Origin of the sequence: Gluconacetobacter dulcium, from assembly GCF_014174165.1 — a bacterium.
Taxonomy (GTDB): Bacteria; Pseudomonadota; Alphaproteobacteria; order Acetobacterales; family Acetobacteraceae; genus Gluconacetobacter; species Gluconacetobacter dulcium.
The window spans coordinates 1-22,944 of sequence record NZ_JABEQN010000005.1; the positions used below are offsets into that span (position 1 = coordinate 1).

The 22,944-nt window shown below is 66.8% G+C and carries 24 protein-coding genes; 12 read left to right on the forward strand and 12 right to left on the reverse strand.

All coding sequences use genetic code 11. The features are described from left to right. Nucleotides 1-166: 166 nt before the first annotated feature. Entirely contained in the window at nucleotides 167-1,189 is a 1,023-nt protein-coding gene (locus HLH25_RS05310) for a YncE family protein (protein WP_182973104.1), read from the reverse strand. A gap of 336 nt (nucleotides 1,190-1,525) precedes the next feature. Here HLH25_RS05310 and HLH25_RS05315 point away from each other — a divergent pair, with 336 nt between their 5' ends. Genes HLH25_RS05315 through HLH25_RS05330 form a run of 4 tightly spaced genes read left to right on the forward strand, consistent with a single transcriptional unit; the run spans nucleotide 1,526 to nucleotide 3,905 of the window. Continuing rightward, on the forward strand, nucleotides 1,526-2,089 hold the full coding sequence (locus tag HLH25_RS05315; RefSeq protein WP_114725417.1) for a NifU family protein: 564 nt from the start codon (nucleotides 1,526-1,528) through the stop codon (nucleotides 2,087-2,089). A gap of 36 nt (nucleotides 2,090-2,125) precedes the next feature. Beyond that, complete coding sequence (locus HLH25_RS05320) at nucleotides 2,126-2,710, forward strand: malonic semialdehyde reductase (protein ID WP_182973105.1); 585 nt, start codon at nucleotides 2,126-2,128, stop codon at nucleotides 2,708-2,710. Between the two features lie 6 nt (nucleotides 2,711-2,716). Then, nucleotides 2,717-3,406 (forward strand): tRNA (adenosine(37)-N6)-threonylcarbamoyltransferase complex dimerization subunit type 1 TsaB, encoded by a 690-nt coding sequence (tsaB, locus tag HLH25_RS05325; protein ID WP_182973106.1) that lies wholly within the window; start codon nucleotides 2,717-2,719, stop codon nucleotides 3,404-3,406. A 19-nt stretch (nucleotides 3,407-3,425) separates the two neighbouring features. Further along, on the forward strand, nucleotides 3,426-3,905 hold the full coding sequence (locus HLH25_RS05330) for a GNAT family N-acetyltransferase (protein ID WP_182973267.1): 480 nt from the start codon (nucleotides 3,426-3,428) through the stop codon (nucleotides 3,903-3,905). A gap of 31 nt (nucleotides 3,906-3,936) precedes the next feature. Here the strand turns inward: HLH25_RS05330 and HLH25_RS05335 are convergent, their stop codons facing one another. After that, a complete protein-coding gene (locus tag HLH25_RS05335; protein ID WP_114725423.1) occupies nucleotides 3,937-4,179 on the reverse strand; it encodes a sulfurtransferase TusA family protein in 243 nt (80 codons plus the stop codon). Between the two features lie 87 nt (nucleotides 4,180-4,266). On the opposite strand from HLH25_RS05335, the gene HLH25_RS05340 reads away from it, so the two are divergent. The 5 genes from HLH25_RS05340 to HLH25_RS05360 all read left to right on the forward strand — a co-directional run bounded on the left by HLH25_RS05340 (nucleotide 4,267) and on the right by HLH25_RS05360 (nucleotide 8,434). Continuing rightward, the gene (locus HLH25_RS05340) at nucleotides 4,267-4,671 is read left to right on the forward strand and encodes a MucR family transcriptional regulator (RefSeq protein WP_114725425.1); all 405 of its coding nucleotides are present in this window, start codon (nucleotides 4,267-4,269) and stop codon (nucleotides 4,669-4,671) included. 91 nt (nucleotides 4,672-4,762) lie between these two features. After that, the gene (locus tag HLH25_RS05345) at nucleotides 4,763-5,254 is read left to right on the forward strand and encodes a Fur family transcriptional regulator (protein WP_246401449.1); all 492 of its coding nucleotides are present in this window, start codon (nucleotides 4,763-4,765) and stop codon (nucleotides 5,252-5,254) included. Further along, entirely contained in the window at nucleotides 5,251-6,096 is an 846-nt protein-coding gene (locus HLH25_RS05350; RefSeq protein WP_114725429.1) for a GNAT family N-acetyltransferase, read from the forward strand. Before HLH25_RS05345 ends, HLH25_RS05350 begins: the two co-directional genes overlap by 4 nt. 121 nt (nucleotides 6,097-6,217) lie before the next feature. Further along, complete coding sequence (gene lnt, locus HLH25_RS05355) at nucleotides 6,218-7,708, forward strand: apolipoprotein N-acyltransferase (RefSeq protein ID WP_246401515.1); 1,491 nt, start codon at nucleotides 6,218-6,220, stop codon at nucleotides 7,706-7,708. 168 nt (nucleotides 7,709-7,876) lie between these two features. Then, nucleotides 7,877-8,434, forward strand: a complete 558-nt coding sequence (locus HLH25_RS05360) for a helix-turn-helix domain-containing protein (RefSeq protein ID WP_182973108.1) — start codon at nucleotides 7,877-7,879, stop codon at nucleotides 8,432-8,434. Between the two features lie 57 nt (nucleotides 8,435-8,491). Here HLH25_RS05360 and HLH25_RS05365 read toward each other — a convergent pair whose 3' ends face one another. The 6 genes from HLH25_RS05365 to HLH25_RS05390 form a co-directional block, all read right to left on the reverse strand. Further along, nucleotides 8,492-9,154, reverse strand: coding sequence for a protein-tyrosine phosphatase family protein (locus tag HLH25_RS05365; protein ID WP_182973109.1), 663 nt, complete (start codon nucleotides 9,152-9,154; stop codon nucleotides 8,492-8,494). Nucleotides 9,155-9,260: 106 nt separating this feature from the next. Continuing rightward, entirely contained in the window at nucleotides 9,261-10,043 is a 783-nt protein-coding gene (locus HLH25_RS05370; RefSeq protein WP_182973110.1) for a succinate dehydrogenase iron-sulfur subunit, read from the reverse strand. Between the two features lie 27 nt (nucleotides 10,044-10,070). Then, nucleotides 10,071-11,882, reverse strand: coding sequence for a succinate dehydrogenase flavoprotein subunit (sdhA, locus tag HLH25_RS05375; RefSeq protein WP_182973111.1), 1,812 nt, complete (start codon nucleotides 11,880-11,882; stop codon nucleotides 10,071-10,073). 123 nt (nucleotides 11,883-12,005) lie between these two features. Further along, nucleotides 12,006-12,428, reverse strand: coding sequence for a succinate dehydrogenase, hydrophobic membrane anchor protein (sdhD, locus tag HLH25_RS05380; RefSeq protein WP_114725438.1), 423 nt, complete (start codon nucleotides 12,426-12,428; stop codon nucleotides 12,006-12,008). Between the two features lies 1 nt (nucleotide 12,429). Then, the gene (gene sdhC / locus HLH25_RS05385; protein WP_114725440.1) at nucleotides 12,430-12,891 is read right to left on the reverse strand and encodes a succinate dehydrogenase, cytochrome b556 subunit; all 462 of its coding nucleotides are present in this window, start codon (nucleotides 12,889-12,891) and stop codon (nucleotides 12,430-12,432) included. Nucleotides 12,892-13,083: 192 nt separating this feature from the next. Beyond that, complete coding sequence (locus tag HLH25_RS05390; RefSeq protein ID WP_182973112.1) at nucleotides 13,084-14,118, reverse strand: aspartate-semialdehyde dehydrogenase; 1,035 nt, start codon at nucleotides 14,116-14,118, stop codon at nucleotides 13,084-13,086. A 317-nt stretch (nucleotides 14,119-14,435) separates the two neighbouring features. Here HLH25_RS05390 and zwf point away from each other — a divergent pair, with 317 nt between their 5' ends. After that, a complete protein-coding gene (gene zwf, locus HLH25_RS05395; RefSeq protein ID WP_182973113.1) occupies nucleotides 14,436-15,980 on the forward strand; it encodes a glucose-6-phosphate dehydrogenase in 1,545 nt (514 codons plus the stop codon). A 64-nt stretch (nucleotides 15,981-16,044) separates the two neighbouring features. On the opposite strand, the gene HLH25_RS05400 is transcribed toward zwf, so the two are convergent. The 4 genes from HLH25_RS05400 to HLH25_RS05415 form a co-directional block, all read right to left on the reverse strand. Next, on the reverse strand, nucleotides 16,045-16,536 hold the full coding sequence (locus tag HLH25_RS05400) for a Spy/CpxP family protein refolding chaperone (protein ID WP_182973114.1): 492 nt from the start codon (nucleotides 16,534-16,536) through the stop codon (nucleotides 16,045-16,047). A 61-nt stretch (nucleotides 16,537-16,597) separates the two neighbouring features. Beyond that, nucleotides 16,598-16,993 carry a hypothetical protein gene (locus HLH25_RS05405; protein WP_182973115.1) on the reverse strand — a complete coding sequence of 132 codons (396 nt, stop codon included), beginning with the start codon at nucleotides 16,991-16,993 and terminating at the stop codon, nucleotides 16,598-16,600. 127 nt (nucleotides 16,994-17,120) lie between these two features. After that, nucleotides 17,121-17,768 (reverse strand): 2OG-Fe(II) oxygenase family protein, encoded by a 648-nt coding sequence (locus HLH25_RS05410; protein ID WP_182973116.1) that lies wholly within the window; start codon nucleotides 17,766-17,768, stop codon nucleotides 17,121-17,123. A 112-nt stretch (nucleotides 17,769-17,880) separates the two neighbouring features. Continuing rightward, nucleotides 17,881-18,225 (reverse strand): carboxymuconolactone decarboxylase family protein, encoded by a 345-nt coding sequence (locus HLH25_RS05415; RefSeq protein ID WP_182973117.1) that lies wholly within the window; start codon nucleotides 18,223-18,225, stop codon nucleotides 17,881-17,883. A gap of 132 nt (nucleotides 18,226-18,357) precedes the next feature. On the opposite strand from HLH25_RS05415, the gene zapE reads away from it, so the two are divergent. Together zapE and HLH25_RS05425 are read left to right on the forward strand one after the other, a co-directional pair. Further along, nucleotides 18,358-19,545 carry a cell division protein ZapE gene (zapE, locus tag HLH25_RS05420; RefSeq protein WP_182973118.1) on the forward strand — a complete coding sequence of 396 codons (1,188 nt, stop codon included), beginning with the start codon at nucleotides 18,358-18,360 and terminating at the stop codon, nucleotides 19,543-19,545. Between the two features lie 531 nt (nucleotides 19,546-20,076). Beyond that, nucleotides 20,077-22,944 (forward strand): 2-oxoglutarate dehydrogenase E1 component, encoded by a 2,868-nt coding sequence (locus HLH25_RS05425; RefSeq protein WP_182973119.1) that lies wholly within the window; start codon nucleotides 20,077-20,079, stop codon nucleotides 22,942-22,944.

The window sequence follows — 22,944 nt, forward strand, 5'->3', positions numbered from 1 at the left end:
GCTATGGTCCAGCCCGGGCGACCCGTCCCCTTCCCGTTCAGCCGGGGTGGCCACCCCGGCTGAACGGTCCTTTATCGCTCAACGCGACAAAAAAATCATAAGACAAGCCCTGAGACCTGGGCTTGCCACGAACGACAACAGGAGCCTCCCCAGACCGCCGCCGCTGTCACGGCATGGCGGGGCGGTCGGCCATGGACAGGTGAAGCAAGGGCTGGTTGGTGTTCAGCCAGATGCCGTGCGGCGAACGACCGGTGCGAATGGTGTCGACGATCTCGCCGCTCGTGGGGTCGATGATCGCGACATGCTGCCGCCAGCGCAGCGTTGCCCACATCTTGCCATCGGGCGCGAAGACGATGTCGTCCGGGCCGCCGGCCACATGATAGGACTGCACGACGTTCAGCGTATCCCAGTCCAGCCGCTCGATCACGCCCGAGGCGCGGCAGGTTACATACAGGTGCTTCTGGTCGGGGGAGACGAACAGGTTGTGCGGGCCGGGCGCCATTTCGATCTTGCGCGCGATATGCCCGTCGGCCGGGTCGAGGACGGCGACGTAGTTGGTGCCCATTACGCCCACCAGCACCTGCCCGTTATGCCACAGCACGCCGGCGGGCGTGGACCCGACATCGGAGGTCCACAGCACGTTGCCGGTCGCGGTCTCGATGGCCGTGACCTTGCCGGTATCCTGGAGGCTGACATACACGACCGAGGAGTCCGGCGCGTAGTTCATGTGGCTCGGCATCGCGTCGACATGCAGGCGGTGCAGCAGGTGATAATCCGAGCCGTCGTAGATATCGACCTGGTTGCGCGCCAGTCCGGCGATGGTGAAGAAGCGGCCGTCGGGGCTGAACTGAAGCTGGTAGGGGTCGGCCAGGGGGATCTGCTTCAGCCGTTCGCCGGTGACGGCGTCGAGAAAGAACAGCATGTTGCCGGCGGTGTCGCCGACCAGCAGGTATTTGCCGTCCGGCGTGGGGGCCGTGTGGTGCGGTTCGCGCAGGACCGAGACCCGCCGGACTTCCTGATGGGTGTCGATATCGAATTCGCTGATGGTGGCATCGGCGGAATTCAGCACGAAGGCCAGGCGCTCGGCCCGCGCCGCTCCGGCGGACAGGACGGCCAGTGCCGCGCCGGCCATCATCAGCACGCTGGCGCGGTGAACAAGACGGGTGCGGCGGAACGGAACGGAACGCATGGTGGATTCGATGCCTCGGTTGTCAGAACGGGCCTTCGCCGTGGATCGCACGTCCGTCGCCGGGCCTGAGATCATGCAAGGCCAGAGCCCTTCCCGTGTGTCAACGCATTTCAGAGATATGGTGCGTCTTTCGCCATGACTTCGCGCAAGGATACATTGCGTTTCGGTCATTTTCACGAATTTTGCACGATATACGCAGTCGTCCGGCAGGCACGGACATGCCTCCATTCCGCCATCGGGGCTTGTTTCGCCGCGCATCTTGGCACATCTGGACAGTAACCGGACCGCTGCGGTCCGCCTTGCGCTGCCCCCCCCTGCCGGATAAGGCGATTATTGATGTTCATCGAAACCGAAGACACCCCCAATCCCGCGACCCTGAAATTTCTGCCTGGTCGCACGGTCATGCCCGGCCGCACCACCGCGGATTTCGTCAGCCCCGACGGCGTGGCCGGCCGGTCCGCGCTGGCGGAGGTCCTGTTCGACCAGCCCGGCGTGGCGCGGGTCTTCCTCGGGGGCGATTTCGTGGCGGTGACGAAGGACGAGAGCGTCGAGTGGTCGGCGCTGAAGCCGCAGATCCTGTCGGTCCTGGTCGATTTCTTCGTGTCCGGTCGCCCGGTCATTGATGAGGATACGGCGATCGAGGAAGACCTGATCGCGCCGGAGGACGAGGAAATCGTCCGCCAGATCAAGGAACTGCTGGATACTCGTGTTCGTCCGGCCGTGGCGGGCGATGGCGGCGACATCGTGTTTCGCGGCTATCGCGACGGCGTGGTGCGGCTGACGATGCAGGGGGCCTGCTCGGGCTGTCCGTCCTCGCGCGCCACGCTGAAGCATGGTGTCGAGAACATGTTGCGGCATTATGTGCCGGAAGTGGTGTCGGTCGAGCAGGTGGACGCCTGATCCGCCGCATACCGGTCACGTAAGGTGGGAGACGACATGGTTCTGGACGAAGCCGGGCTGGATCTGCTGTTCCGTACGGCGCGTACGCCCGAACGCTGGCGCGACGAGGCGGTGACGGACGATGTGCTGCATCGTCTGTATGATCTGGTGCGGCTGGGGCCGACCTCGGGCAATTGCTCGCCGGCCCGGTTCGTCTTCCTGCGGACCGTCGACAATCGCGAACGGCTGCGTTCCACCCTGTCGGAAGGCAATGTCGAGAAAGTGCTGTCGGCGCCGGTGACGGTGATCGTGGCGCACGATCCGCTGTTCTTCGACCGTTTCGCGACGCTGAACCCGGAGCCGGGCCTGCGGTCCTGGTTCGCGGCCGATGTCGGGCTGGCCGAGGAGACGGCCTTTCGCAACGGCACGCTCCAGGGCGGATACCTGATCATGGCCGCGCGGGCGCTGGGGCTGGACGTGCTGCCGGTTTCCGGTTTCGACGCCTATGCGGTCGAGGATTCGTTTCTGGCCGGGCAGGGCTGGCGGGTCAATTTCCTGGTCAGCCTCGGCTATGCCGACGGGCAGCCCGAGCGCCCGCGTGCGCCGCGCCTGTCCTTCGACGATGCCTGCATGATGCTCTGATCCCGCGTGCGGATTCTGGTTGTCAACGGTGCGCCGGCCGGGGCGGACGCAACGGCCCTGCTCGGTTGTGTCGAGGGGGACGAGGGGGCGTTGCGGCCGGTGCGCCTGCGCGACCTGCCCGGACGCGGCGGGGCCGAGGCGATGCCGGCCCATTGCAACGCGCTGCTGGCCGAATGCGGGTGGCGGCCGGCCGATCTCGACCTGATCGCGGTGGTGGTCGGGCCGGGTTCGTTTACCGGGCTGCGGGCGTCGCTGGCCATGGCGCATGGTCTGGCGCTGGGCACGGGTTGCCCGCTGGCGGGCGTGACCGGCGGCGAGGCCATGGCCCGCGCCCTGCGGGAAGAGGCCGGGCCGGGGCGGGCGGTGTTGTGCCTGTCGTTCGCGCGGCGCGGGCGCATCTTCGTGGAGCAGGACGGCGTGGTGTGCGCCGCGATGGGGGACGATTTCGTCTTTCCGCCCGGCAGGCTGCTGGTGGCGGGGGATGACGCCGCCGGAGTGCTGGCCGCGCGCGGCGAGGGACGGGAGGATATCGCCCTGTCGTCGTGGCGCGTGCCCGATGGGGTGATGATCGCCCAGGCGGCTCTGGACCAGCGGGCGGGCCGGGTGGCGGCGCGGGAAATTCTGCCGCTCTATGTCGATCCGCCGGAAGCGAAGCTGCCGGCGGCGGGGTTGCGGCCGGCGCCCTCCGCGCCATGATCGGGGGCGCTTGACCGGCATGGCGGCGCGGCCCGTCATCGTGGCGGGCGGCAGGCATGCGGGGGCGCTGCTCGCGGCCCTGCATCGTGCCGCTTTTCCGCCCGCCGAATGCTGGGACGAGGCCGCGATGGCGGCCGTGCTGGCGATGCCGGGCGTGCTGGTCGGGCTGGGCAGCCTGGGTGAGGAACCGGTGCCCGGCGGGTTCGTCATCGGCCGGGTGGCGGCCGACGAGGCGGAGATCCTGACGCTGGCCGTGACCGGAGGGGCACGGCGGCGGGGGCTGGGGCGCGCGCTGCTGGACTGGATGGCGGACCAGGTGGCGGCCCATGGCGCCGGGCGGCTGATCCTGGAAGTCTCGGCGGGCAACGATGCCGCGCGGGCGCTGTATCGGGGGGCGGGTTTTACCGAAATCGGCCGCCGCCGCGCCTATTATCCCGATGGGTCGGACGCGCTGGTGCTGGAACGGGCGTGGGTGGGCCAGGAGCCCGCCGCGCCCTGACGGGCGGTGAAATTTTCATGACGGGCCGGTGTCAGGCCGGTGACTTGACGATCAGGATTTCGTGGATCTCGTGACCGTGATCGGTCTGCGCCGCGATCGTATGGCCCAGTTGCCGGACGCTGCGGCTGACATTGTCGAGCGGTACCGCACCCCGGAGCCGGACCCGCAGCTTTCCGCCATCGGGCAGTCGATCGAGGGCCAGGCGGGTGCGCACGAAAGTCATCGGGCAGCTCTCCGCAGTAATGTCGAGTGACGCATTTTCCAGATCGTTCATCACTATCTCCTTCTGCCCGATGTGGTTGCGGCGGCGCGGGGTTCAATTATAAGGGACGCGATTTATTTGACTGGCAGGATCTTGGGTATGGCCACTGAAATGGAAAACAACACTCTGCGCGACCTGACGGCGCAGATCGCGGCGGCCTATGTTTCGGGCAATGCCGTCGAGGCGGCGGCCCTGCCGGACCTGATCCGGCAGATCTATGGCACGCTGGACGGGTTGGGCCGCGTGGCGCCGGAGCCGGAGCGCCCGGTGCCGGCGGTTTCGCCCAAGCGGTCGGTCTTTCCGGACTATATCGTGTGTCTGGAAGACGGCAAGAAGCTGAAAATGTTGAAACGGCACCTGAAGACGGCCTATGATCTGACCCCGGACCAGTATCGGGAGCGGTGGGGCCTGCCCCATGACTACCCGATGGTGGCACCGAACTATGCGAGCCACCGGTCGTCCCTCGCGCGGAAAATCGGACTGGGTACGAAGCGCGAGGAGTGAATATGGGGCGCCCGACGGCGGGTCGGCCCTTCTCGGAGGAGGCGGTAGCTTCGTTGGACCACACGTCTGAGGTTCGGGCCGGACTGCCAGCATGGTAGCGTCGGGCGATGTCATGGAATCGCGCATCGGCCAGATGTGCATCGAGCGTGGCCTGAAAATGACGGGGCAGCGGCGCGTGATCGCCCGCGTCCTGTCCGAGGCCGAGGATCATCCCGATGTCGAGGAGCTGTACCGCCGCGCGGTCAGCCTCGATGCGCGGATTTCGGTCGCGACCGTCTATCGGACGGTGCGGCTTCTCGAAGAGAAGGGCATTCTCGAACGCCGGGATTTCGGCGGCGGGCGTGCGCGCTACGAAGCGACCGAGGACGGCGACCATTATCACCTGATCGATGTGGACACCGGCAAGGTCGTCGAGTTTGAAGACGCGGAACACACGGCCCTGATGCATCGGATCGCGGCACGGATGGGTTTCGACCTGGTTTCCCACCGTTTGGAACTGTTCGGGCGCCGCAAGCCGACGCCGCCGGAAGAAAAGCCGGCCAGGGCTGCCCGGACGGCAAGCAAGGATGGATCACGTCGTTGAGCCTTGAAAAACCGATCCGGTCGCTGTCGACCCTGGAATTCGAACGGGATGGGTTTCCCGAACTGCGCGGCGGCAATCTTGGTGTGCGCATCGCCGCCACCGACGCGGAGCGCGATGCCGCCCAGGCGTTGCGCTATCGCGTCTTCTATGAAGAGATGGGCGCGCGGCCCGATGAGCGGACCCTGCGCACCCGCCGGGATGTCGATGAATTCGACGAACATGCCGATCATCTGCTGGTCATCGACCATGCGATTTCCTCCGGCCCCAAAGGGGTCGTGGGGACCTACCGGCTGTTGCAGGGCGACAACGCGCGCAAGGTGGGGCGTTTCTACAGTTCGGGCGAATATGACCTGTCGCCGCTGACCGATTTTCCGGGGCGGCTGCTGGAAGTCGGCCGGTCGTGCGTCGACCCCAACTATCGCGGCCGGGCGGCGATGCAGTTGCTGTGGCGCGGCATCGCCTCTTACATCTTCCTGCACCGGATCGACGTGCTGTTCGGGTGCGCCAGCCTGCCGGGGACCGATCCCGCGCCGCTGGCCGACGAGCTGACCTATCTCTATCACAATCATCTGGCGCCGCCCGCGCTGAGACTGCGCGCCCTGCCGCATCGGCGGGTCGAGATGCTGCGCGGCGATCCGAACCTGCTGGATCATCGCCGCTGCCTTGCCCGCCTGCCGCCCCTGATCAAGGGCTATCTGCGGCTGGGCGGCTATATCGGCGACGGCGCCGTGGTGGACGATCAGTTCAATACGACCGATGTCGCGGTGATCGTGAAGAGCGAACTGCTGGCCGACAAATATTACCGTCACTACGAACGACGGCTGCGTGACGCTCTCGACTAGGGCCATGCCCGCTGGCGCGCTGCCAGGGGGCGCCCTGCCCGTTGCGCCGGTTCCGCCCGTCTGGCTGGGGAATGGCTTGGCGCGGGTGATCGGGGCCGGCGGATGGCGGACCGACCTGCTGATGCTGCTGGCGGGCGCGCTGGCGGCGCTGGCCTTTCCGCCGGTCGATCTGTTTCCGATCCTGATTCCGTGCTTCGCCGTGCTGACGGCGGCGATCGACGCCGCCAGTTCGTGGCGGGGGGCCGCGCGGCGGGGTTTTCTGTTCGGGCTGGGGCTGCATACCGCCGGGCTGTACTGGCTGACCGATGCGATCCTGGTCCGTGCGGATACGTTCTGGTGGCTGGTGCCGCTGGCCTCGCCCGGCTGCGCGCTGATCCTCGCGCCCATCGCGGCGTTTCCGGCGGCCCTGTGCCGTCTGGCCCCCGCAGGCTGGCGGCGCCTGCTGGCATTCGCCGGACTGTGGACGCTGTTCGACATGGCGCGGGTCTTCATCTTCAGCGGCTTTCCGTGGAATCCGCTGGGCACGACCTGGGAACTGCCGGGCCGGCTGGGCGACGTGATGATTCAGCCGGCAGCCTGGATCGGGGTCGATGGACTGACCCTCTGTACCGTTCTGCTGGCCCTGCTGCCGCAGGCGGGGCGGCGCGGTGTGCTGGCGCTTGTGGCGGGACTGGCGGTCTGGGGGCTGGCGGGCTGGGGGCGGCTGGCGCTGACGCCGCTGCCTGCCGGTCGGAACCCGATGGTGGTGCTGGTTCAGGGCAATGTGCCGGAAACCGAGAAGATCGGCGGCCGCGACAATGTCGCGATCTTTCGCCGCTATCTGGCCCTGACGCGCTCCGGCATTGCCGACGCGCTGCCGGAGACCGGCGGACGACCATTGGTGTATGTCTGGCCCGAGACGGCCTTTCCCGGCCTGCTGGCGGAAGACGATATCGCGCGGCGGATGATCGCGCGGGCCGGCGCGGGGGCGGCGGCGGGGGTAATCGGCACGATCCGCAGCGATTCCGAGGGGCGCTGGCGCAATAGCGTGATGGCGGTGACCGGGCCTGACGGGCGGGTGGCCGATCTCTACGACAAATCGCATCTGGTGCCGTTCGGCGAATATCAGCCGCGTTTCCTGCCGTTCCACGTCGTGCCCGGCGAGGGCATGGCGGCGGGGAACGGCGTCCAGACCTGGCATCTGCCGGATGTGGCGCCGGTCGGGCCGCTGATCTGCTATGAGGTGATCTTCTCCGGTCAGGTCGTGGACGCGAAGGATCGTCCGGACTGGCTGGTCAATGTGACCAACGATGCCTGGTATGGCGACAGCGCCGGGCCGCGCCAGCATCTGGCGGCGGTGCGGATGCGCGCGGTCGAGGAAGGGTTGCCGGTGGCGCGGGCCGCCAACACCGGCATTTCCGCCGTGTTCGATGCCCATGGCCATGAACTGGCGCGGCTGGGCTGGAACCGGCAGGGGGTGCTGGCCGTTTCCCTGGGGGGGGCATTGCCCGTGACAGTGTTCGGCCGGTGGGGACGTTGGATCCCGATCCTGCTGGCGATGATGACGCTGTTGCCCGCATTGGGAAAATGGCTGCCGGGAATCGGCAGGCGCATGGCGATCCGCCGCCCGTAGCCGAGCGCTGCCTCGGATGACGGCGTGGCTGTATACGGTCATTTTTGGTAACATTTATACGTCTTGCGTATAGTCGGCTGCCCGTCACTGCCGGGCCGATCATGCGCGCACCGACGCGATATCTTACAAATTGATTGTCAAATTGTCAGTTAGCGGACTGTCAGGACGATGGTAAATCAAACGTTAATGTCGCATTATCCTGCCCGTCGCATATTGGACCCCGCTAATGCTCAGGGACAAGAAGAACCGTTGACCGACAAGCTTAGTGGTCCCAAGCCTGTGGATGTCCATGTTGGCGGTCGTATCCGGTTACGCCGGACGTTGCTGGGCATGTCGCAGGAACGTCTTGGCGAGGCGCTGGGTCTGACGTTTCAGCAAGTCCAGAAATATGAGCGCGGGACCAATCGGGTCAGCGCATCGCGGCTGTATGAATTGTCGGACGTGCTGGATGTGCCGGTCAGCTTCTTTTTCGATGGGCTGGACCGTGGTCGCCGTTCGTCCGGCCAGACGGCTGGCAGACCCGGCCTCGAAATGTCATACGGCTTTGCCCAGGCCCAGGAGGCTTTTGGCGGCACGCCCGATGGTGCGCTGGCATCGACCAGTGAAGTGACCCTGCTGGCGCGTCGCGAGACGATCGAACTCGTGCGCACCTATTATCGCATCGAGGACGCCGCGATCCGCCGACGGGTGCTGGACCTGATCCGGATGATGATTCCGCCTGAATAAGCGGGGTCAAGGGGCCGACTGGCCCCTTGCGGGTCGAGGGCTGAGCCCTCGCCTTTCCTACTCGCGCCGAAGAACCCGGTCATTGACGAAGGACGCCAGCCGCCCGGCGATGAAATCCCGGCGCAATTGCGTCTCGTCATATTCATCACGCACCCAGTCCAGAAACGGGATGCGGCCTTCGGCCTGCTGCTGGTAGCGCAGGAAGAAGGCATCGAGAATACCGGTGCGCGAGCGGTTGAAATGGCCGAACCGCCATGAAAGCTGGCGCAGGGCCTGCGCCGCGGTGCCGCCTTCGAACAGGATGACCAGCCCCGAGGCGAGGCCCGCCCGGTCGGCGCCGGATTTGCAGTGCATCAGCATCGGGAATGCGATTGTCTGGTACATCGCGGCGAAGCGCAGGATGCGTTCCCGGTGCGGGGCGCCCCGACTTTCGAAGGCCATGTCCAGATGGGCCAGCCCCAGCCGGGACGCGGCCTCGCGCGACAGGGCGTCGGACCCGCATTTGCGGTGGCCGCGCAGATTGACCAGCGTGCGCAGGTGATGGCGGCGCTTGGCCGCCGCCAGCCGGGCCGGGGTGGGGTGGTTGCAGCGATAGACCTTGCCGGGGATGACGGCGGCGAGGTTGGTCCAGGGGATGCGGAAGATGGCATGATCGACGAACAGGCTGTCGATCCATGCCCGCCTTCTGCCGCCGGGCGCGGCCAGAGAACCTTCGAACACGGCGGACGGCTTCCTCGGTCGGGGCAAAAAGAAAGGGCGCCGGATGTGTGTCATCCGGCGCCCCCTCCGTCAATCTCTTCCCGTTACACGGGATGGGAGATCGGGATCAGACCTTGCGTTCCAGTTGCAGTTCCTTGATCCGGGCGATGGCCTTCGCCGGGTTCAGGCCCTTGGGGCAGGTCTGGGTGCAGTTCATGATCGTGCGGCAGGCATACAGCTTCAGCGGATCTTCCAGCGCATCCAGCCGGTCGCCCGTATGCTCGTCACGGCTGTCGGCGATCCAGCGATAGGCTGCCAGCAGGGTGGCCGGGCCGAGATACCGGTCGCCGTTCCACCAGTAGGACGGGCAGGAGGTCGAGCAGCAGAAGCACAGGATGCATTCCCACATCCCGTCCAGCTTCTCGCGTTCCTCGATGCTCTGGCGGCGCTCGGAATCCGGCGGCGGCGCCGTGTCGGACTTCAGCCAGGGCTCGATCGAGCGGAGCTGGGCATAGGCGCCGTTCAGGTCGGGCACCAGGTCCTTGACCACGGGCATGTGCGGCAGCGGGTAGATCGATACCGCGTCCTTCACGTCCTTGATCGGCTTGAGGCACGCCAGCGTGTTCTCGCCGTCGATGTTCATCGCGCACGAGCCGCAGATGCCCTCGCGGCATGAACGCCGGAAGGTCAGCGTCGTATCGACGTTGTTCTTGATGTGGATCAGCGCGTCCAGCACCATCGGGCCGATCTTGTCCAGATCGAGCTCGTAGGTGTCGACCACCGGGTTGGCACCGTCGTCAGGATTCCAGCGATAGATCCGGAAGGGCTTGACGTTCTTGGCACCGGGCGCGGCCGGGAAGATGCGGCCCTTCCCGATCGTGCTGTTCTTTGGCAGGCTGAATTCGACCATCGTCTCGTTCCTTTTCCGCCGCTTCGCTCAGTAGACGCGCTTCTTGGGGGGGAAGACCTGGACCTCGTCGGTCAGCGTCTTCATATGCACCGGGCGGTAGGTCAGGGTGACGCCGCCCTTGTCGTCCAGATGGGCGACGGTGTGCTTCATCCATTCCTTGTCGTCACGGTCCGGATAGTCGTCGTGGGCCTGGGCGCCGCGGCTCTCGTGCCGGGCTTCGGCACCCGCCATCGTGACCGTGGCGTTGGCCAGCAGGTTCTCGAACTCCAACGCTTCCATCAGGTCGGTGTTCCAGATCAGCGAACGATCGGACACCGCGATGTCGGGCACCTCGGTCCAGATTTCCTTGATCTTCTCGACACCTTCCGCGAGGCTCTTGGAATTGCGGAACACCGCCGCGTGCTTCTGCATCGTGCGTTGCAGCTTGTCGCGCATGGCCGACACATGGGTGCCGCCCTTGGCGTTGCGCAGCTTGTCCAGACGGTCCAGCGCGGCCTCGCCGGCCTTGGGCGGCAGCGGCGCGATGGTCTCCAGCGGCTTGATCAGCTCGGCGGCGCGCTTGGCGGCGGCGCGGCCGAACACGACCAGATCCAGCAGCGAGTTGGTGCCCAGGCGGTTGGCGCCATGCACCGACACGCAGGCGGCCTCGCCCACCGCCATCAGGCCGGGAACGACGGCATCGGGATTGTCGGCGGTGGGGCGGATGACCTCGCCATGATAGTTCGTGGGAATGCCGCCCATGTTGTAATGCACGGTCGGCAGGACGGGCACCGGCTCCTTGGTCACGTCGACGCCGGCGAAGATGCGCGCGGTCTCGACGATGCCGGGCAGGCGCTCATGCAGCAGGTCCGCGCCCAGATGCTCGAGATGCATCATGATGTAGTCCTTGTGCGGACCACAGCCACGGCCTTCGTTGATCTCGATGGTCATGGAGCGCGAGACGACATCGCGCGATGCCAGATCCTTGGCGGTCGGCGCGTAACGCTCCATGAAGCGCTCGCCTTCCGAGTTCGTCAGGTAGCCGCCTTCGCCGCGGCAGCCTTCGGTCAGCAGGCAGCCGGCGGGATAGATGCCGGTGGGGTGGAACTGGACGAATTCCATGTCCTGCGTCGGCACGCCGGCGCGCATCGCCATGCCGCCACCGTCGCCGGTGCAGGTATGGGCCGAGGTGCAGGACTGGTACGCGCGGCCATAGCCGCCGGTCGCCAGCACCACCGTCTGCGCGCGGAAGCGATGGATCGTGCCGTCTTCCAGGCACCAGGCGACGACGCCGCGGCAGGCGCCTTCGTCGTCCATGATCAGGTCGATGGCAAAATATTCGACGAAGAACTCGACGTTATGCTTCAGGCACTGCTGGTACAGCGTGTGCAGGATGGCATGGCCGGTGCGGTCGGCGGCGGCGCAGGCGCGGGGCACCGGGGCCTCGCCGTAATTGCGCATGTGGCCGCCGAACGGGCGCTGGTAGATCTTGCCCTCTTCGGTGCGCGAGAAGGGAACACCCAGATGTTCCAGCTCCTGCACCGCCGGCACGGCCTCGCGGCACATATATTCGATGGCGTCCTGGTCGCCCAGCCAGTCCGACCCCTTCACGGTGTCGTACATGTGCCAGCGCCAGTTGTCCTCGGCCATGTTGCCCAGCGAGGCGCCGATGCCGCCCTGGGCGGCGACGGTGTGGCTGCGGGTGGGGAAGACCTTGGTGATGCAGGCGGTCTTCAGCCCGGCCGCCCCCATGCCCAGCGTCGCGCGCAGGCCCGACCCGCCGGCGCCCACGACCACAACGTCGTACGCGTGGTCGATGATGCGGTAGGCATTCGATGATGGAAGAGTGATCGCGTTCATTGTTTGGACGTGTCCCGATGCTCGTCCGGCCCGATGGGCGCCTTTGGCGGCTGCTCCGGGGCCGGAACTGTCCTCTGTGTCACTTGCCTCGCGGCCCCCCGGACATCCGCCGGGGGAGCCCGATCAGGCACCCGCCTTGGTCGACGGAGCCAGCGCCAGCTTCAGGACGGCGATCACCGCAAACAGCCCGATCAGAAGGGCGGCGCCCTTGAGAAGCAGGCTGGCCGGCAGATGCGCCTTGCCGTGCACGTAGTCATCGATGATGACCTGCAGGCCCAGCTGCATGTGGTAGAACGTCAGGACCATCAGGGCCAGCAGCATCGAGGCGTTGACGGGCTTGCCGCCCCATTCCACGACATCCTGCTGTTCCGCGCCGGCGAGGCGCAGGACCTGGATGACGAACCAGCCCGAAAGCGGGACCAGCGCCACGGCGGACATCCGTTCCAGCCACCAATGGTCGACACCGGTCTTGGCCGAGCCGAGGCCCCTGGCCCGGCCGAGTTGCGAGCGCATGACATCAATGCGCGGCGTGTGGGACGCGTTCATGTCAGGATGCCTTCTTCTTTCTGGAGCGGCAGGCGGCGACGCCGAAGATGCTGGCGAGCAGCACCAGCGTGGCCCCCACCGTCACACCCACGGCCACCGGGCCGTCTTCGTTGATCTCCTTCTTTTCGAAGCGGTGGCCGGTATCCCATGCGAGATGCCGCAGCCCCGCGACGAAATGGTAGACCAGCGCCAGCGTCCACCCCGCGAGGGCGAGCTTGCCCAGCGGATTGCGGGTGACCTTCTGAACCTTCTTGAAGGATTCTGGCCCTTTCGCCGCGGCGCTCAGCCAGCAGACGCCCAGCGCGGACCCTGCCGCAGCCGCGACGCCGGCTGCCCGGTTCGCAATCGAAAGAAACATGGAGAGGCGGAAGCGATAGACCTGGAGATGCGGGGACATGGGTCGCCGGGTCAGTGTTCCGTCGCTTCGGTGCCCTATATAGAGCGCATCACGGACATCCTGCATGGTCGTCTCGTCGATTTCCCTGATTATGGCTCCGGTTTGTTCCGTCGCCTTGTGCCTGTTCGGTCCTACGCCGGGGATGCGGCGCGGTCAACGCAGGGGGGAACACGAGGTCGCGAGACGCGCGGCCGGCATTCGGGTCCGGGGAACCGGAACGGTGTCGAACCGTTCCGGTTCCCCGGCAGTCAGGTGCGGTTATACTCGGTGGGCACGGGGGCGAATCAGGTCCAGCGCGATCATGGTTTCGGCGATCTGCACCGCGTTCAGCGCCGCCCCCTTGCGCAGATTGTCGGAGACGCACCAGAAGGCCAGCCCGTTGGGCACGGTGGGGTCGATCCGCAGCCGCGACACGTAAGTCGCGTCCTCGCCGACACATTCGATCGGCGTGACGTAGCCGCCATCCTCCTGCTTGTCGTGCAGGATGACGCCCGGCGCGTCGCGCAGGACGGCGCGGGCGCGCTCCAGGTCCACCGGTTCCTCGCATTCCACCACCACGGCCTCGGAATGGCCGATGAAGACCGGCACCCGCACGCAGGTAGCGAATACAGAGATATCAGGGTCGAGGATTTTGCGGGTCTCGACCGCCATCTTCCATTCCTCTTTCGTCGCGCCGTCATCCATGAAGCGGTCGATATGGGGAATGCAGTTGAAGGCGATCTGCTTGGTGAACTGTTCCGGGCTGGCCGGGTCGCCGACGAAGCTGCCGCGCGACTGGATGAACAGCTCGTCCATGCCTTCCTTGCCCGCGCCGGCCACCGCCTGGTAGGTGGCGACGACCACGCGGCGGATGGTGAACAGGTCGTGCAGCGGCTTCAGCGCCACCACCATCTGGATGGTCGAGCAGTTGGGGTTGGCGATGATGCCGCGCTTCGCCTTCTTCAGCGCGTCGGGGTTCACCTCGGGCACCACCAGCGGCACGTCGGGCTCCATGCGGAACTGCGACGTGTTGTCGATGACGATGCAGCCCGCCTTGGCCGCGCGCGGCGCATGCACGGCCGAGACCGAGGCGCCGGGCGAGAACAGGGCGATGTCCCAGCCGGTGAAGTCGAAGGTTTCCAGGTTCTGGACCTTCAGCACCTTCTTCTCGCCGAACGAGATCTCCTGCCCGGCCGAGCGGGCCGAGGCGAGGGCGGCAATCTCGGTAATCGGGAACGCGCGTTCGGCCAGCGTTTTGAGAATTTCACGCCCCACGGCTCCCGTGGCGCCTACGACCGCGACGCGGTATCCCATCGACACAATCCCTGATCTATGCCCCCGGCCTGTCCGGCGAGCGTTGAATCTCCGAAACGGAGCGTGGTGAGAGGTAGTGCCAGACCGGGTGCTATGCAAGCGAACGCCGCCGTCGGGCGCGGTTTTTCCCCGTTCCGGCCCCTGCGGGCTGGCCGGGGTCTCATGCTTGTGTTGCCTTTCGGGCGTTGCCGCGCGTTGTCATGATGGCCGCGCGGGTGCCACATGGGCGTGGTGATCCGGGGCGTGATGTCCGGCGCCATGCGTCCGCTTCCGCCATCGGTCCGCGCGGTGGCGGCCTGTCCAGGGGGATTCCTGTCATGTCGTTTTCTCGCGATATTTCGTCGCCGGCGCGCAGCAGGCACGCCATTCCGCCGTCGGGCACGAAGCCGGCACCGGCCTGCACGCTGGTCATTTTCGGCGCGCGCGGCGACCTGACCAAGCGGCTGCTGGTCCCGGCACTCTATAATCTGGCGGGCAGCTCCCTGCTGGACGCGGATTTCCGCGTTCTGGGCGTGGACCGTGTGCCCGGCACCGCCGCCGACTGGCGGGATGGGCTGGCCGCCACGATGCAGGATTTCACCAAAGACCCGGACGGTGAGTTTTATACGCCGACCATCGACCAGGACGCCTGGACCTGGGTCGCCGACCGGCTGGACTACGTTCAGGCCGATTTCGCGGATCTGGGGCAGATGCGCGCGCTGGCGGAGCGGGTGAAGGGCAATGCCGTCTTCTACCTGGCGGTGCCGTCGCGCTTCTTCGGCCCGTTGGTGGAGATGCTGGGGCAGGCCGGGCTGGTGACCCAGCAGGAGGGGACCTTCCGCCGCGTGGTGATCGAGAAGCCGTTCGGCTCCGACCTCGCCACGGCGCGGGCCTTGAACCGGCAGGTCCTGGGGGTGCTGGACGAGCAGCAGGTCTATCGGATTGACCATTTCCTGGGCAAGGAGACGGTCCAGAACATCCTGGCCATGCGGTTCGGCAACCTGATCTTCGAACCGCTCTGGCGCAGCGACTATATCGACCATGTGCAGATCACGGCGGCGGAGACCATCGGGGTGGAGCAGCGCGGCGCGTTCTACGAGCCCACGGGCGCGTTGCGCGACATGGTGCCCAACCATCTGTTCCAGTTGTTCGCCATGGTGGCGATGGAGCCGCCGGCCTCGTTCTCGGCCGAGACGGTGCGCACGGCGAAGGAGCAATTGTTCGAGTCCGTCCGCCCCGTGCGGCCGGAGGATGCGGTGCGCGGCCAGTATCGGGCCGGCACCGTCGAGGGCCGGCCGGTGGTGGCCTATCGCGCCGCGCCCGGTGTCGCGCCCGACAGCGTGACGGAGACCTATGTGGCGCTGAAACTGCATGTGGATAACTGGCGCTGGTCGGGGGTGCCTTTCTATCTGCGGACGGGCAAGTCGCTGGGCGGGCGGCGGACCGAGGTGGTGGTGCAGTTCAAGAAGCCGCCGGTGGCGATCTTTCGCGGCACCGCGACCGACAGCCTGCCGCCCAACCGCATGATCCTGAACGTGCAGCCGGCCCAGGGCCTGACGATCGAGATGGCGGCCAAGCATCCCGGCCCGGCGATGGATCTGGCGGGGGTGCAGGTGAAGTTCCGCTATGAGGATGCGTTCGAACTGCAACCCAATGTGGGGTACGAGACGCTGCTGTACGATTGCCTGACCGGCGATGCCACGCTGTTCCAGCGGGCGGACAATATCGACGCGGCCTGGGCAGCGGTCGATCCGGTGCTGCAATCCTGGGGGCAGGGGGCCGAGGGGCTGGAATTCTACGATGCCGGGGCCACCGGGCCAGCGGGCGCCGATGCGCTGCTGGCGCGCGACGGGCGGGCCTGGTACCCGCTTGACGGGTCCTGAAGGCGGGCTCTGCCCGAACCCGGCAGGGGTCGCGGACCCCTGCACCCCAATAGGTCGATCGTGCTCAGTGCGTGGCGGCAGCCTGTTTCGGATGGTTGTCCGACTGGCGGAACAGGGTGTCGGCGGCTTTCTTCTGCGCGTCGCTCAAGCCGTTATACAGCGTGCGGAAGGCCATGTTCAGTGCCTGGAGGTCCTGCGCGCGCTGGGTGATCAGGTCGGCGTAGGACTGCATGTTGTCCGGCGCGCTCATGGTGGCGAGCTTGGCGCGGCGCTGCTCGATCGTGTCATGAAAACGCGCGGCGTTGTCGCGCATCACCTGCGCGAAGGCGTTCCATGCGCTTTCCTGCGCGGTGGTGATGCCCAGTTGCCGATGCAGCGTGGCGATATGGGATTCGAGCTGGTCCGGTGAAGGATCATGCGGCGTGTGGACCGGCACGGCCGAGCCCTGCGTGGCCGCAGGCGTGGCGGAGGTCGGGGCCGTGGTGTCGGCGGCCGCCAGGGCTGGCGTGGCCAGCAGGGTGAGGGCGGCGATGAGGGAAAGCCGGCGGACAGTCATGGACGGAGGTCTCCGGAAAATCATGGGCTGAACGGGGCCGGACCTTTCGGCCTGGGCGAGTTCAGTAAGGGGGCGCCCCGTAACCGTAGGGCGCCTGAGGATAATAAGCCGGCGGGGGCGGCGGCGGTTCCGGCTGGGGCGGATAATAGACGGCGGGCGGCGGCGCGGCCTGCGAGGCCAGCGCGCCCCCCAGGAGGGCGCCGACCGCCAGGCCGGCGATGCCGGCACCGATGGCGGCCCCGGCGCCGGGACCGCGACGGCGGCCCCGGTCATCGCCGCGCCAGCCGGGTCCGCCGCCCCGGTTCCAGCCGCCGCGCTCCGGCCCGCGACCGTGCCAGCCATTGTCGTGACGGCCACGGTCCCAATGTTGCGCATGGGCCGGGCCGGAGGCCGCGATTGGTGTGGCGGTGGCCAGCAGGAGGCAGGCCATCAGAAGTGGGCGTGTGCGGACCCGCATGACGGGACTCCTATGGGTCTGTCGCCAGTTCGGCCCTGGTGAACCGAATTCTGTTTCATGTCAGGATGATCGGTGCCGATCGTGTCAGAAACAGGGCTGAAGCGGGGTGCGGATCGGGCGTTCGGGGTCAGGCGGCGGGCGACAGGCGCTTTGCCAGGGCGGACAGGCGGTGCCGGCGCAGTTCGTTCCGGGCCTTGGCGTCGTTTTCCATGTAGTTGAGCTGGATCGTGTAGCGCCGGCCGACATATTGCCGGTGGCCGTGCCAGGTGGTGGGGCCATTGGGGAAGATCAGCAGCGTGCCGTCGACGGGCGGGATCTCGGCCGCGTAATCCTCGACATCGTCCGGGCCGCGCAGCAGGCGCAGGCAGCCTTCCTGCCGGGCCCACGCCTCGCTGGCCGGGTTGAGATACAGCAGCACCGTCACGCGCTTGGCCACGGAATCGCAATGGATGCGTCCATCCTTGGCCCGCGTGCGACCGCGCAGGGTCAGCATGGTCGGCGCGTCGGTCAGGTCCAGGGCGAATTTGCGGGCGATCGCCGCGCGCAGGACGGGGCCTTCCAGTTCCGCGACCAGGTCCCGTGCCAGGGGCGACAGGTTGAGCGAAGAGGGGGGGAACGACCCGCCGGACGACAGTTCGGGCAGGGAGGCCACCAGCGCCGCCAGGTCGTCCGGCCGGATGAAGTTCCGGACCACGGCATGGGGAAACGGCGTGCTGGAAACGGGAGCGGCTTCCAGGGCGGCATAATCGGGGCGGATGGGCGTGGTGACGGTCATGGAACCTGCATGGGATGATGAAAACCACATCCCGATTCCTAGAGCCGGAGCCGGCGAGAAAGCAAGGCGGCCGGAAACGGGGGCGGCGGGGCCGAGGCCCCGCCGCTGGGATTCAGGCCCCGCTGCCGGCCTTTTCGGCGGCATCGAGCGCCCGGGTGGAATAGACCGCGGCCGCGCCGGCGTTCAGCGCCACGGCCACGCCCAGGGCTTCGGCGATCTCTTCCTTCGTGGCGCCGGCTTTTACGGCAGCCTTGGAATGGACCGCGATGCAGCCGTCGCAGCGGGTGGTCACGGCGACGGCCAGCGCGATCAGTTCGCGCGTCTTGGCATCCAGCCGGTTGGTGGCCTTGGCGGCGTTGTCCAGCGTCGTCAGCCCTTCGACCGTGCCCGGTGAAAGGGTGGCGAAGGCGGGTACGGCCTGGCCGAGAAAATGGCGGTAGGCGGACCAGTCGATCATCGCGATATATCCTTGATGTGTGGTCATGGACCGCGGCGGAGTTCACCAGATGGAGAGCAGGCCTGTCACGACACGGTTTGGCGAGTTGATGCCCTTGATGAGATGCGTCGCCGGCGCTATCGGCCATAGATCATGGAATCCGCGCTGACAGCCTTCGCATCCGACCTGAACCTGCCCCCTGGCTCGGGGCCTCTGGCAGCGTACGAGGCGCGCGTGGCCGCCGGGTTGCTGTCCCGCGACCCCGAGCAGGCCAAGGCGGCCGCGCGGCTGGACCGGTTGTGGCGGGAACTGCCCGGCTATCACCCCGTGGTGCGGCGGCCGAAACCCAAGGGCCTGCTCGGCGGCCTGAAAGCGCGGCTGGGCCTGGAAGGCGGCGCGCCGGAGGCCCCGCGTCCGCGCGGGGTCTACATGGTCGGGCAGGTCGGGCGCGGCAAGACCATGCTGATGGACCTGTTCTTCGAACTGGCGCCGGTCGAACACAAGATGCGGGTGCATTTCCACCGCTTCATGCAGGATGTGCACAAGCGACTGCATGACATGAAGCGCGCGCATCCGGAACTGACCGACCCGATACCGCCGCTGGCCCACGCCATCGCGCAGGACGCCTGGCTGCTCTGCTTCGATGAATTCCAGGTGAACGACATCGCCGATGCGATGGTGCTGGGGCGCCTGTTCGAATATCTGTTCGCCGATGGCGTGGTGGTGGTCGCGACCTCGAACACCGAACCGCAGGACCTGTTCCAGAACCGGCCGGGGGCCGATGCCTTCCGGCCCTTCATCGCGATCATCCAGCGCGAGGTCGATACGGTGGTGCTGGACTCGCCGCGCGACTATCGGCGTGGCGGCATGCGCGGCATGACGACCTGGATCGTGCCGCCCGGCCCCGATGCGGTGCAGGAACTGGATTCGATCTTCATGCGCCTGGCTGACGGCGCCCCGATCCGCCCGGTGACGCTGGAGGTGATGGGCCGCAAGCTGGCGGTGACGGTCGCGGCCGGTCCGGTCGCGCGCTTTACCTTTGCCGATCTGTGCGGGCGGCCGCTGGGCGCGGGCGATTACCTTGCGCTTGCCACGCGCTTCCCGGCGCTGGTGCTTGAGGATATTCCTCGTCTGGGCCCCGATAATTTCGATGTTGCCCGCCGTTTCATCGTTCTGATCGACACGCTGTACGAGCAGAAGGTGAAGCTGTTCGGCTCGGCCGAGGACCAGCCGGATGCGATCTACCAGAAGGGTGAAGGCGCGCAGGCGTTCGAACGCACGGCCTCGCGCCTGGAGGAGATGCAGAGTGCCGCCTATCTGGACCTGCCGCATCTCTCCTGATCCGGCGCGGGGCACCGTCGGGCCTGTTAAAATAGATGCAGGGTCTGCCTTTCTTTTCATCATGTCCAACGGGTGGGTGCGGGGCGGTGGCAGGGTCTTCCGGACCATGCGCGCCGGGGTGCGCGGGCGGCGGCATGGGGTGTTCGGCCTTCGGTGCGGGCGTTCCCTTCCGTCACGGTATCGTGACGCATATGGCGGTGGTGTGAGCGGTGCGGCGGTAGGCAAGTGGTTCGCTCTTTGCTTGGGTATGGGCGGCCCTTCGGGTCGTCCGCCGGTTTTGCCGCCGTTGGTGCGCTTTGCGTCTGGTCGCGGGTTCCGTGCCCCGTCGCGCAGGCGGGTGGAAACGGAAAGGTGAGTATGCGTGCGAAGCAATCCTGACCGTGGCGAAAGATGGCGGCGGATGGCCGAAGGTGGCGTTAGGGTTGAGACGATAAACGGCCGGGGCCGATATTCCGCCATGATTGGCGGCGATGGCTCCGGCCCGGATAATGACGTGGCCGGTCAGGTCATGAACGAGGAGATGTCTTCAAGATGGCGGGCGTAGATATCCTGTCGACCGCGTTCAGCGGAGCCAACACGGCCTATCTGGCCGACCTGTATGCTCGCTGGGCGGCGGACCCCGGCAGCGTCGATCCTTCTTTCGCATCGCTGTTCGCGGCGATGGACGAGGAAGGCGCTGCGATTTTGCATGACGCGGAAGGGGCCTCGTGGGCGCCGCGCCCGTCCAGCATCGATGGCGGCGACGTGGTGGCGGCCCCGGCCAAGGGCGCGCCCGTCTCGGCGGAGAGCCTGAATGCGGCGGCCGATGACAGCCTGCGCGCGACGCAGCTGATCCGCGCCTATCGCGTGCGCGGCCACCTTGAGGCCCGGCTCGATCCGCTGGGGTTGCAGGTGCCGAAGCCCCATACCGATCTCGACCCCGAGACCTACGGGTTCGGCCCGAAGGATCTCGACCGCCCGATCTATCTGGGCAAGATCGTTTCCAACCTGATCGGCAAGCAGACCGCGACGATCAACCAGGTGCTGGACGCGCTGCGCGCCGTCTATTGCGGGCCGATCGGCTCGGAATACATGCATGTGCAGGACCCCGAGCAGCGCAACTGGTTGCAGCAGCGGCTGGAAGGCGACAACTGGCGCGCCGGGGCCTCGGTCGAAGAAAAGAAGCTGATCCTGAGCCATCTGACCGAGGCCGAGGGTTTCGAGGCGTTCTGCCAGAAGCGCTATGTCGGCACCAAGCGGTTCGGGCTGGAAGGCGAGGACGTCACCATTCCCGCGCTGCACGCGCTGATCGACCAGGTGGCCAAGGACGGCGTGCGCACGGTGGCGATCGGCATGCCGCATCGCGGCCGCCTGAACACGCTGGTCAACATCGTACGCAAGCCCTACACGGCCATCTTCAGCGAATTCGCCGGCGCCTCGTTCAAGCCGGACGACGTGCAGGGCTCGGGCGATGTCAAATACCATCTCGGCACCTCGACCGACGTGGATATCGACGGCAACCCGGTGCACATCTCGCTCCAGCCCAACCCGTCGCATCTGGAAGCCGTCGATCCGGTGGTGATCGGCAAGGTGCGCGCGGCCCAGGACGATGACGACCCGAATGTGCGCAGCCGCCATATGGCGGTGCTGATGCATGGCGATGCCGCCTTCGCCGGCCAGGGCCTGGTCTACGAGACCATGGCGATGTCGCAACTGATCGGCTATCGCACCGGCGGCACGGTCCATATCGTGGTGAACAACCAGATCGGGTTCACCACCGTTTCGGCCCATGCGTTCTCCGGCCTGTATTGCACGGACGTTGCCAAGGCGGTGCAGGCGCCGATCCTGCACGTCAATGGCGACGAGCCCGAAGCCGTGATCTACTGCGCGCGTCTGGCGGCCGATTTCCGCCAGAAATTCGCGACCGACATCGTGCTGGACATCGTGGGCTATCGCCGCCACGGCCATAACGAGTCCGACGAGCCGTCCTTCACCCAGCCGACGATGTACAAGGCCATCGCCGCCCGGCCGACGGTGCGCACGCTCTATGCCGACCGTCTGGCGCGCGAAGGCGTGGTGAGCGAGGCCGACGCCGCGGCGCAGTGGGATGCGTTCCACAACAAGCTGGAAGAAGCCTATCAGGCCGCGCAGACCTACAAGCCCAACAAGGCCGACTGGCTGGAAGGCGCCTGGACGGGCCTGAAGCCGCCGCCGGTGGGCAAAGTGGATGCCGAGCCGGCGACCGGTATTCCGGTCGAGGCGCTGCGCAAGATCGGCGCCGCCATCAGCACCGCCCCGGCCGATTTCAACGTCAACCCGAAGATCGTGCGCCAGCTCAAGGCCAAGGCTGCGATGTTCGAGACCGGCGAAGGCATCGACTGGGCGACGGGCGAGGCCCTGGGCTTCGGCTCGCTGCTGCTGGAAAAGCATCGCGTCCGCCTGTCGGGCGAGGATTGCCAGCGCGGCACCTTCAGCCAGCGCCATGCGGTGCTGATCGATCAGGTCAACCAGAACACCTATGCGCCGCTGAACAATATCGACCCGGCGCAGGGCGTGTTCGAGGTCTATAACTCGCTGCTGTCCGAATTCGGCGTGCTGGGCTTCGAATATGGCTACTCGCTGGCCGATCCGAACGCGCTGGTGCTGTGGGAAGGCCAGTTCGGTGACTTCGCCAACGGTGCGCAGGTCATCATCGACCAGTTCATCGCATCGGGCGAGACCAAGTGGCTGCGCATGTCGGGCCTCGTGCTGCTGCTGCCGCACGGCTATGAAGGCCAGGGTCCGGAACATTCCTCGGCCCGTCTGGAGCGTTACCTCCAGCTCTGCGCCGAGAACAACATGCGGGTGTGCAACATCACCACGCCGGCGAACTATTTCCACGCCCTGCGTCGCCAGCTCAAGATGGATTACCGCAAGCCGCTGGTGATCATGACGCCGAAATCGCTGCTGCGTCATCGTCTCGCGGTGTCCAATCTGGAAGAGTTCGCGTCGGGCACCACGTTCCGCCCCGTCATCGGCGAGATCGATCCGATCGCGTCGGGTGACAAGGTGGAGCGGGTCGTGATCTGCTCGGGCAAGGTCTATTACGACCTGCTGGCCGAGCGGCGCGAGCGTGGGCTGGACAAGGTCGCGATCCTGCGGCTGGAGCAGTTCTATCCCTTCCCGGAAAAGCTGCTGGCCGAACAGCTTGCGCTCTATCCCAAGGCCCAGGTGATCTGGTGCCAGGAAGAGCCCGAGAACATGGGGGGATGGACCTTCGTCGATCGCCTGATCGAGGGCGTGATGGGCAAGGTGGGCCGCAAGGGCGGGCGTCCGATCTATGTCGGCCGCGTCGCGGCCGCCAGCCCGGCAACGGGTCTGGCCCGCGTGCATGCCAGCGAACAGGCGGCCCTGGTCGCCAGCGCGCTGGGCGTGGCCTGA

What these genes read in the sequence shown, in the direction of transcription:
- HLH25_RS05310 (WP_182973104.1), bottom strand. Translation starts at nt 1,189, where the DNA reads ATGCGTTCCGTTCCGTTCCGCCGCACCCGTCTTGTTCACCGCGCCAGC.
- HLH25_RS05315 (WP_114725417.1), top strand. Translation starts at nt 1,526, where the DNA reads ATGTTCATCGAAACCGAAGACACCCCCAATCCCGCGACCCTGAAATTT.
- HLH25_RS05320 (WP_182973105.1), top strand. Translation starts at nt 2,126, where the DNA reads ATGGTTCTGGACGAAGCCGGGCTGGATCTGCTGTTCCGTACGGCGCGT.
- HLH25_RS05330 (WP_182973267.1), top strand. Translation starts at nt 3,426, where the DNA reads ATGGCGGCGCGGCCCGTCATCGTGGCGGGCGGCAGGCATGCGGGGGCG.
- HLH25_RS05335 (WP_114725423.1), bottom strand. Translation starts at nt 4,179, where the DNA reads ATGAACGATCTGGAAAATGCGTCACTCGACATTACTGCGGAGAGCTGC.
- HLH25_RS05340 (WP_114725425.1), top strand. Translation starts at nt 4,267, where the DNA reads ATGGCCACTGAAATGGAAAACAACACTCTGCGCGACCTGACGGCGCAG.
- HLH25_RS05345 (WP_246401449.1), top strand. Translation starts at nt 4,763, where the DNA reads ATGGTAGCGTCGGGCGATGTCATGGAATCGCGCATCGGCCAGATGTGC.
- lnt (WP_246401515.1), top strand. Translation starts at nt 6,218, where the DNA reads ATGCTGCTGGCGGGCGCGCTGGCGGCGCTGGCCTTTCCGCCGGTCGAT.
- HLH25_RS05360 (WP_182973108.1), top strand. Translation starts at nt 7,877, where the DNA reads ATGGTAAATCAAACGTTAATGTCGCATTATCCTGCCCGTCGCATATTG.
- HLH25_RS05370 (WP_182973110.1), bottom strand. Translation starts at nt 10,043, where the DNA reads ATGGTCGAATTCAGCCTGCCAAAGAACAGCACGATCGGGAAGGGCCGC.
- sdhA (WP_182973111.1), bottom strand. Translation starts at nt 11,882, where the DNA reads ATGAACGCGATCACTCTTCCATCATCGAATGCCTACCGCATCATCGAC.
- sdhD (WP_114725438.1), bottom strand. Translation starts at nt 12,428, where the DNA reads ATGAACGCGTCCCACACGCCGCGCATTGATGTCATGCGCTCGCAACTC.
- sdhC (WP_114725440.1), bottom strand. Translation starts at nt 12,891, where the DNA reads ATGCAGGATGTCCGTGATGCGCTCTATATAGGGCACCGAAGCGACGGA.
- HLH25_RS05390 (WP_182973112.1), bottom strand. Translation starts at nt 14,118, where the DNA reads ATGGGATACCGCGTCGCGGTCGTAGGCGCCACGGGAGCCGTGGGGCGT.
- zwf (WP_182973113.1), top strand. Translation starts at nt 14,436, where the DNA reads ATGTCGTTTTCTCGCGATATTTCGTCGCCGGCGCGCAGCAGGCACGCC.
- HLH25_RS05400 (WP_182973114.1), bottom strand. Translation starts at nt 16,536, where the DNA reads ATGACTGTCCGCCGGCTTTCCCTCATCGCCGCCCTCACCCTGCTGGCC.
- HLH25_RS05405 (WP_182973115.1), bottom strand. Translation starts at nt 16,993, where the DNA reads ATGCGGGTCCGCACACGCCCACTTCTGATGGCCTGCCTCCTGCTGGCC.
- HLH25_RS05410 (WP_182973116.1), bottom strand. Translation starts at nt 17,768, where the DNA reads ATGACCGTCACCACGCCCATCCGCCCCGATTATGCCGCCCTGGAAGCC.
- HLH25_RS05415 (WP_182973117.1), bottom strand. Translation starts at nt 18,225, where the DNA reads ATGATCGACTGGTCCGCCTACCGCCATTTTCTCGGCCAGGCCGTACCC.
- zapE (WP_182973118.1), top strand. Translation starts at nt 18,358, where the DNA reads ATGGAATCCGCGCTGACAGCCTTCGCATCCGACCTGAACCTGCCCCCT.
- HLH25_RS05425 (WP_182973119.1), top strand. Translation starts at nt 20,077, where the DNA reads ATGGCGGGCGTAGATATCCTGTCGACCGCGTTCAGCGGAGCCAACACG.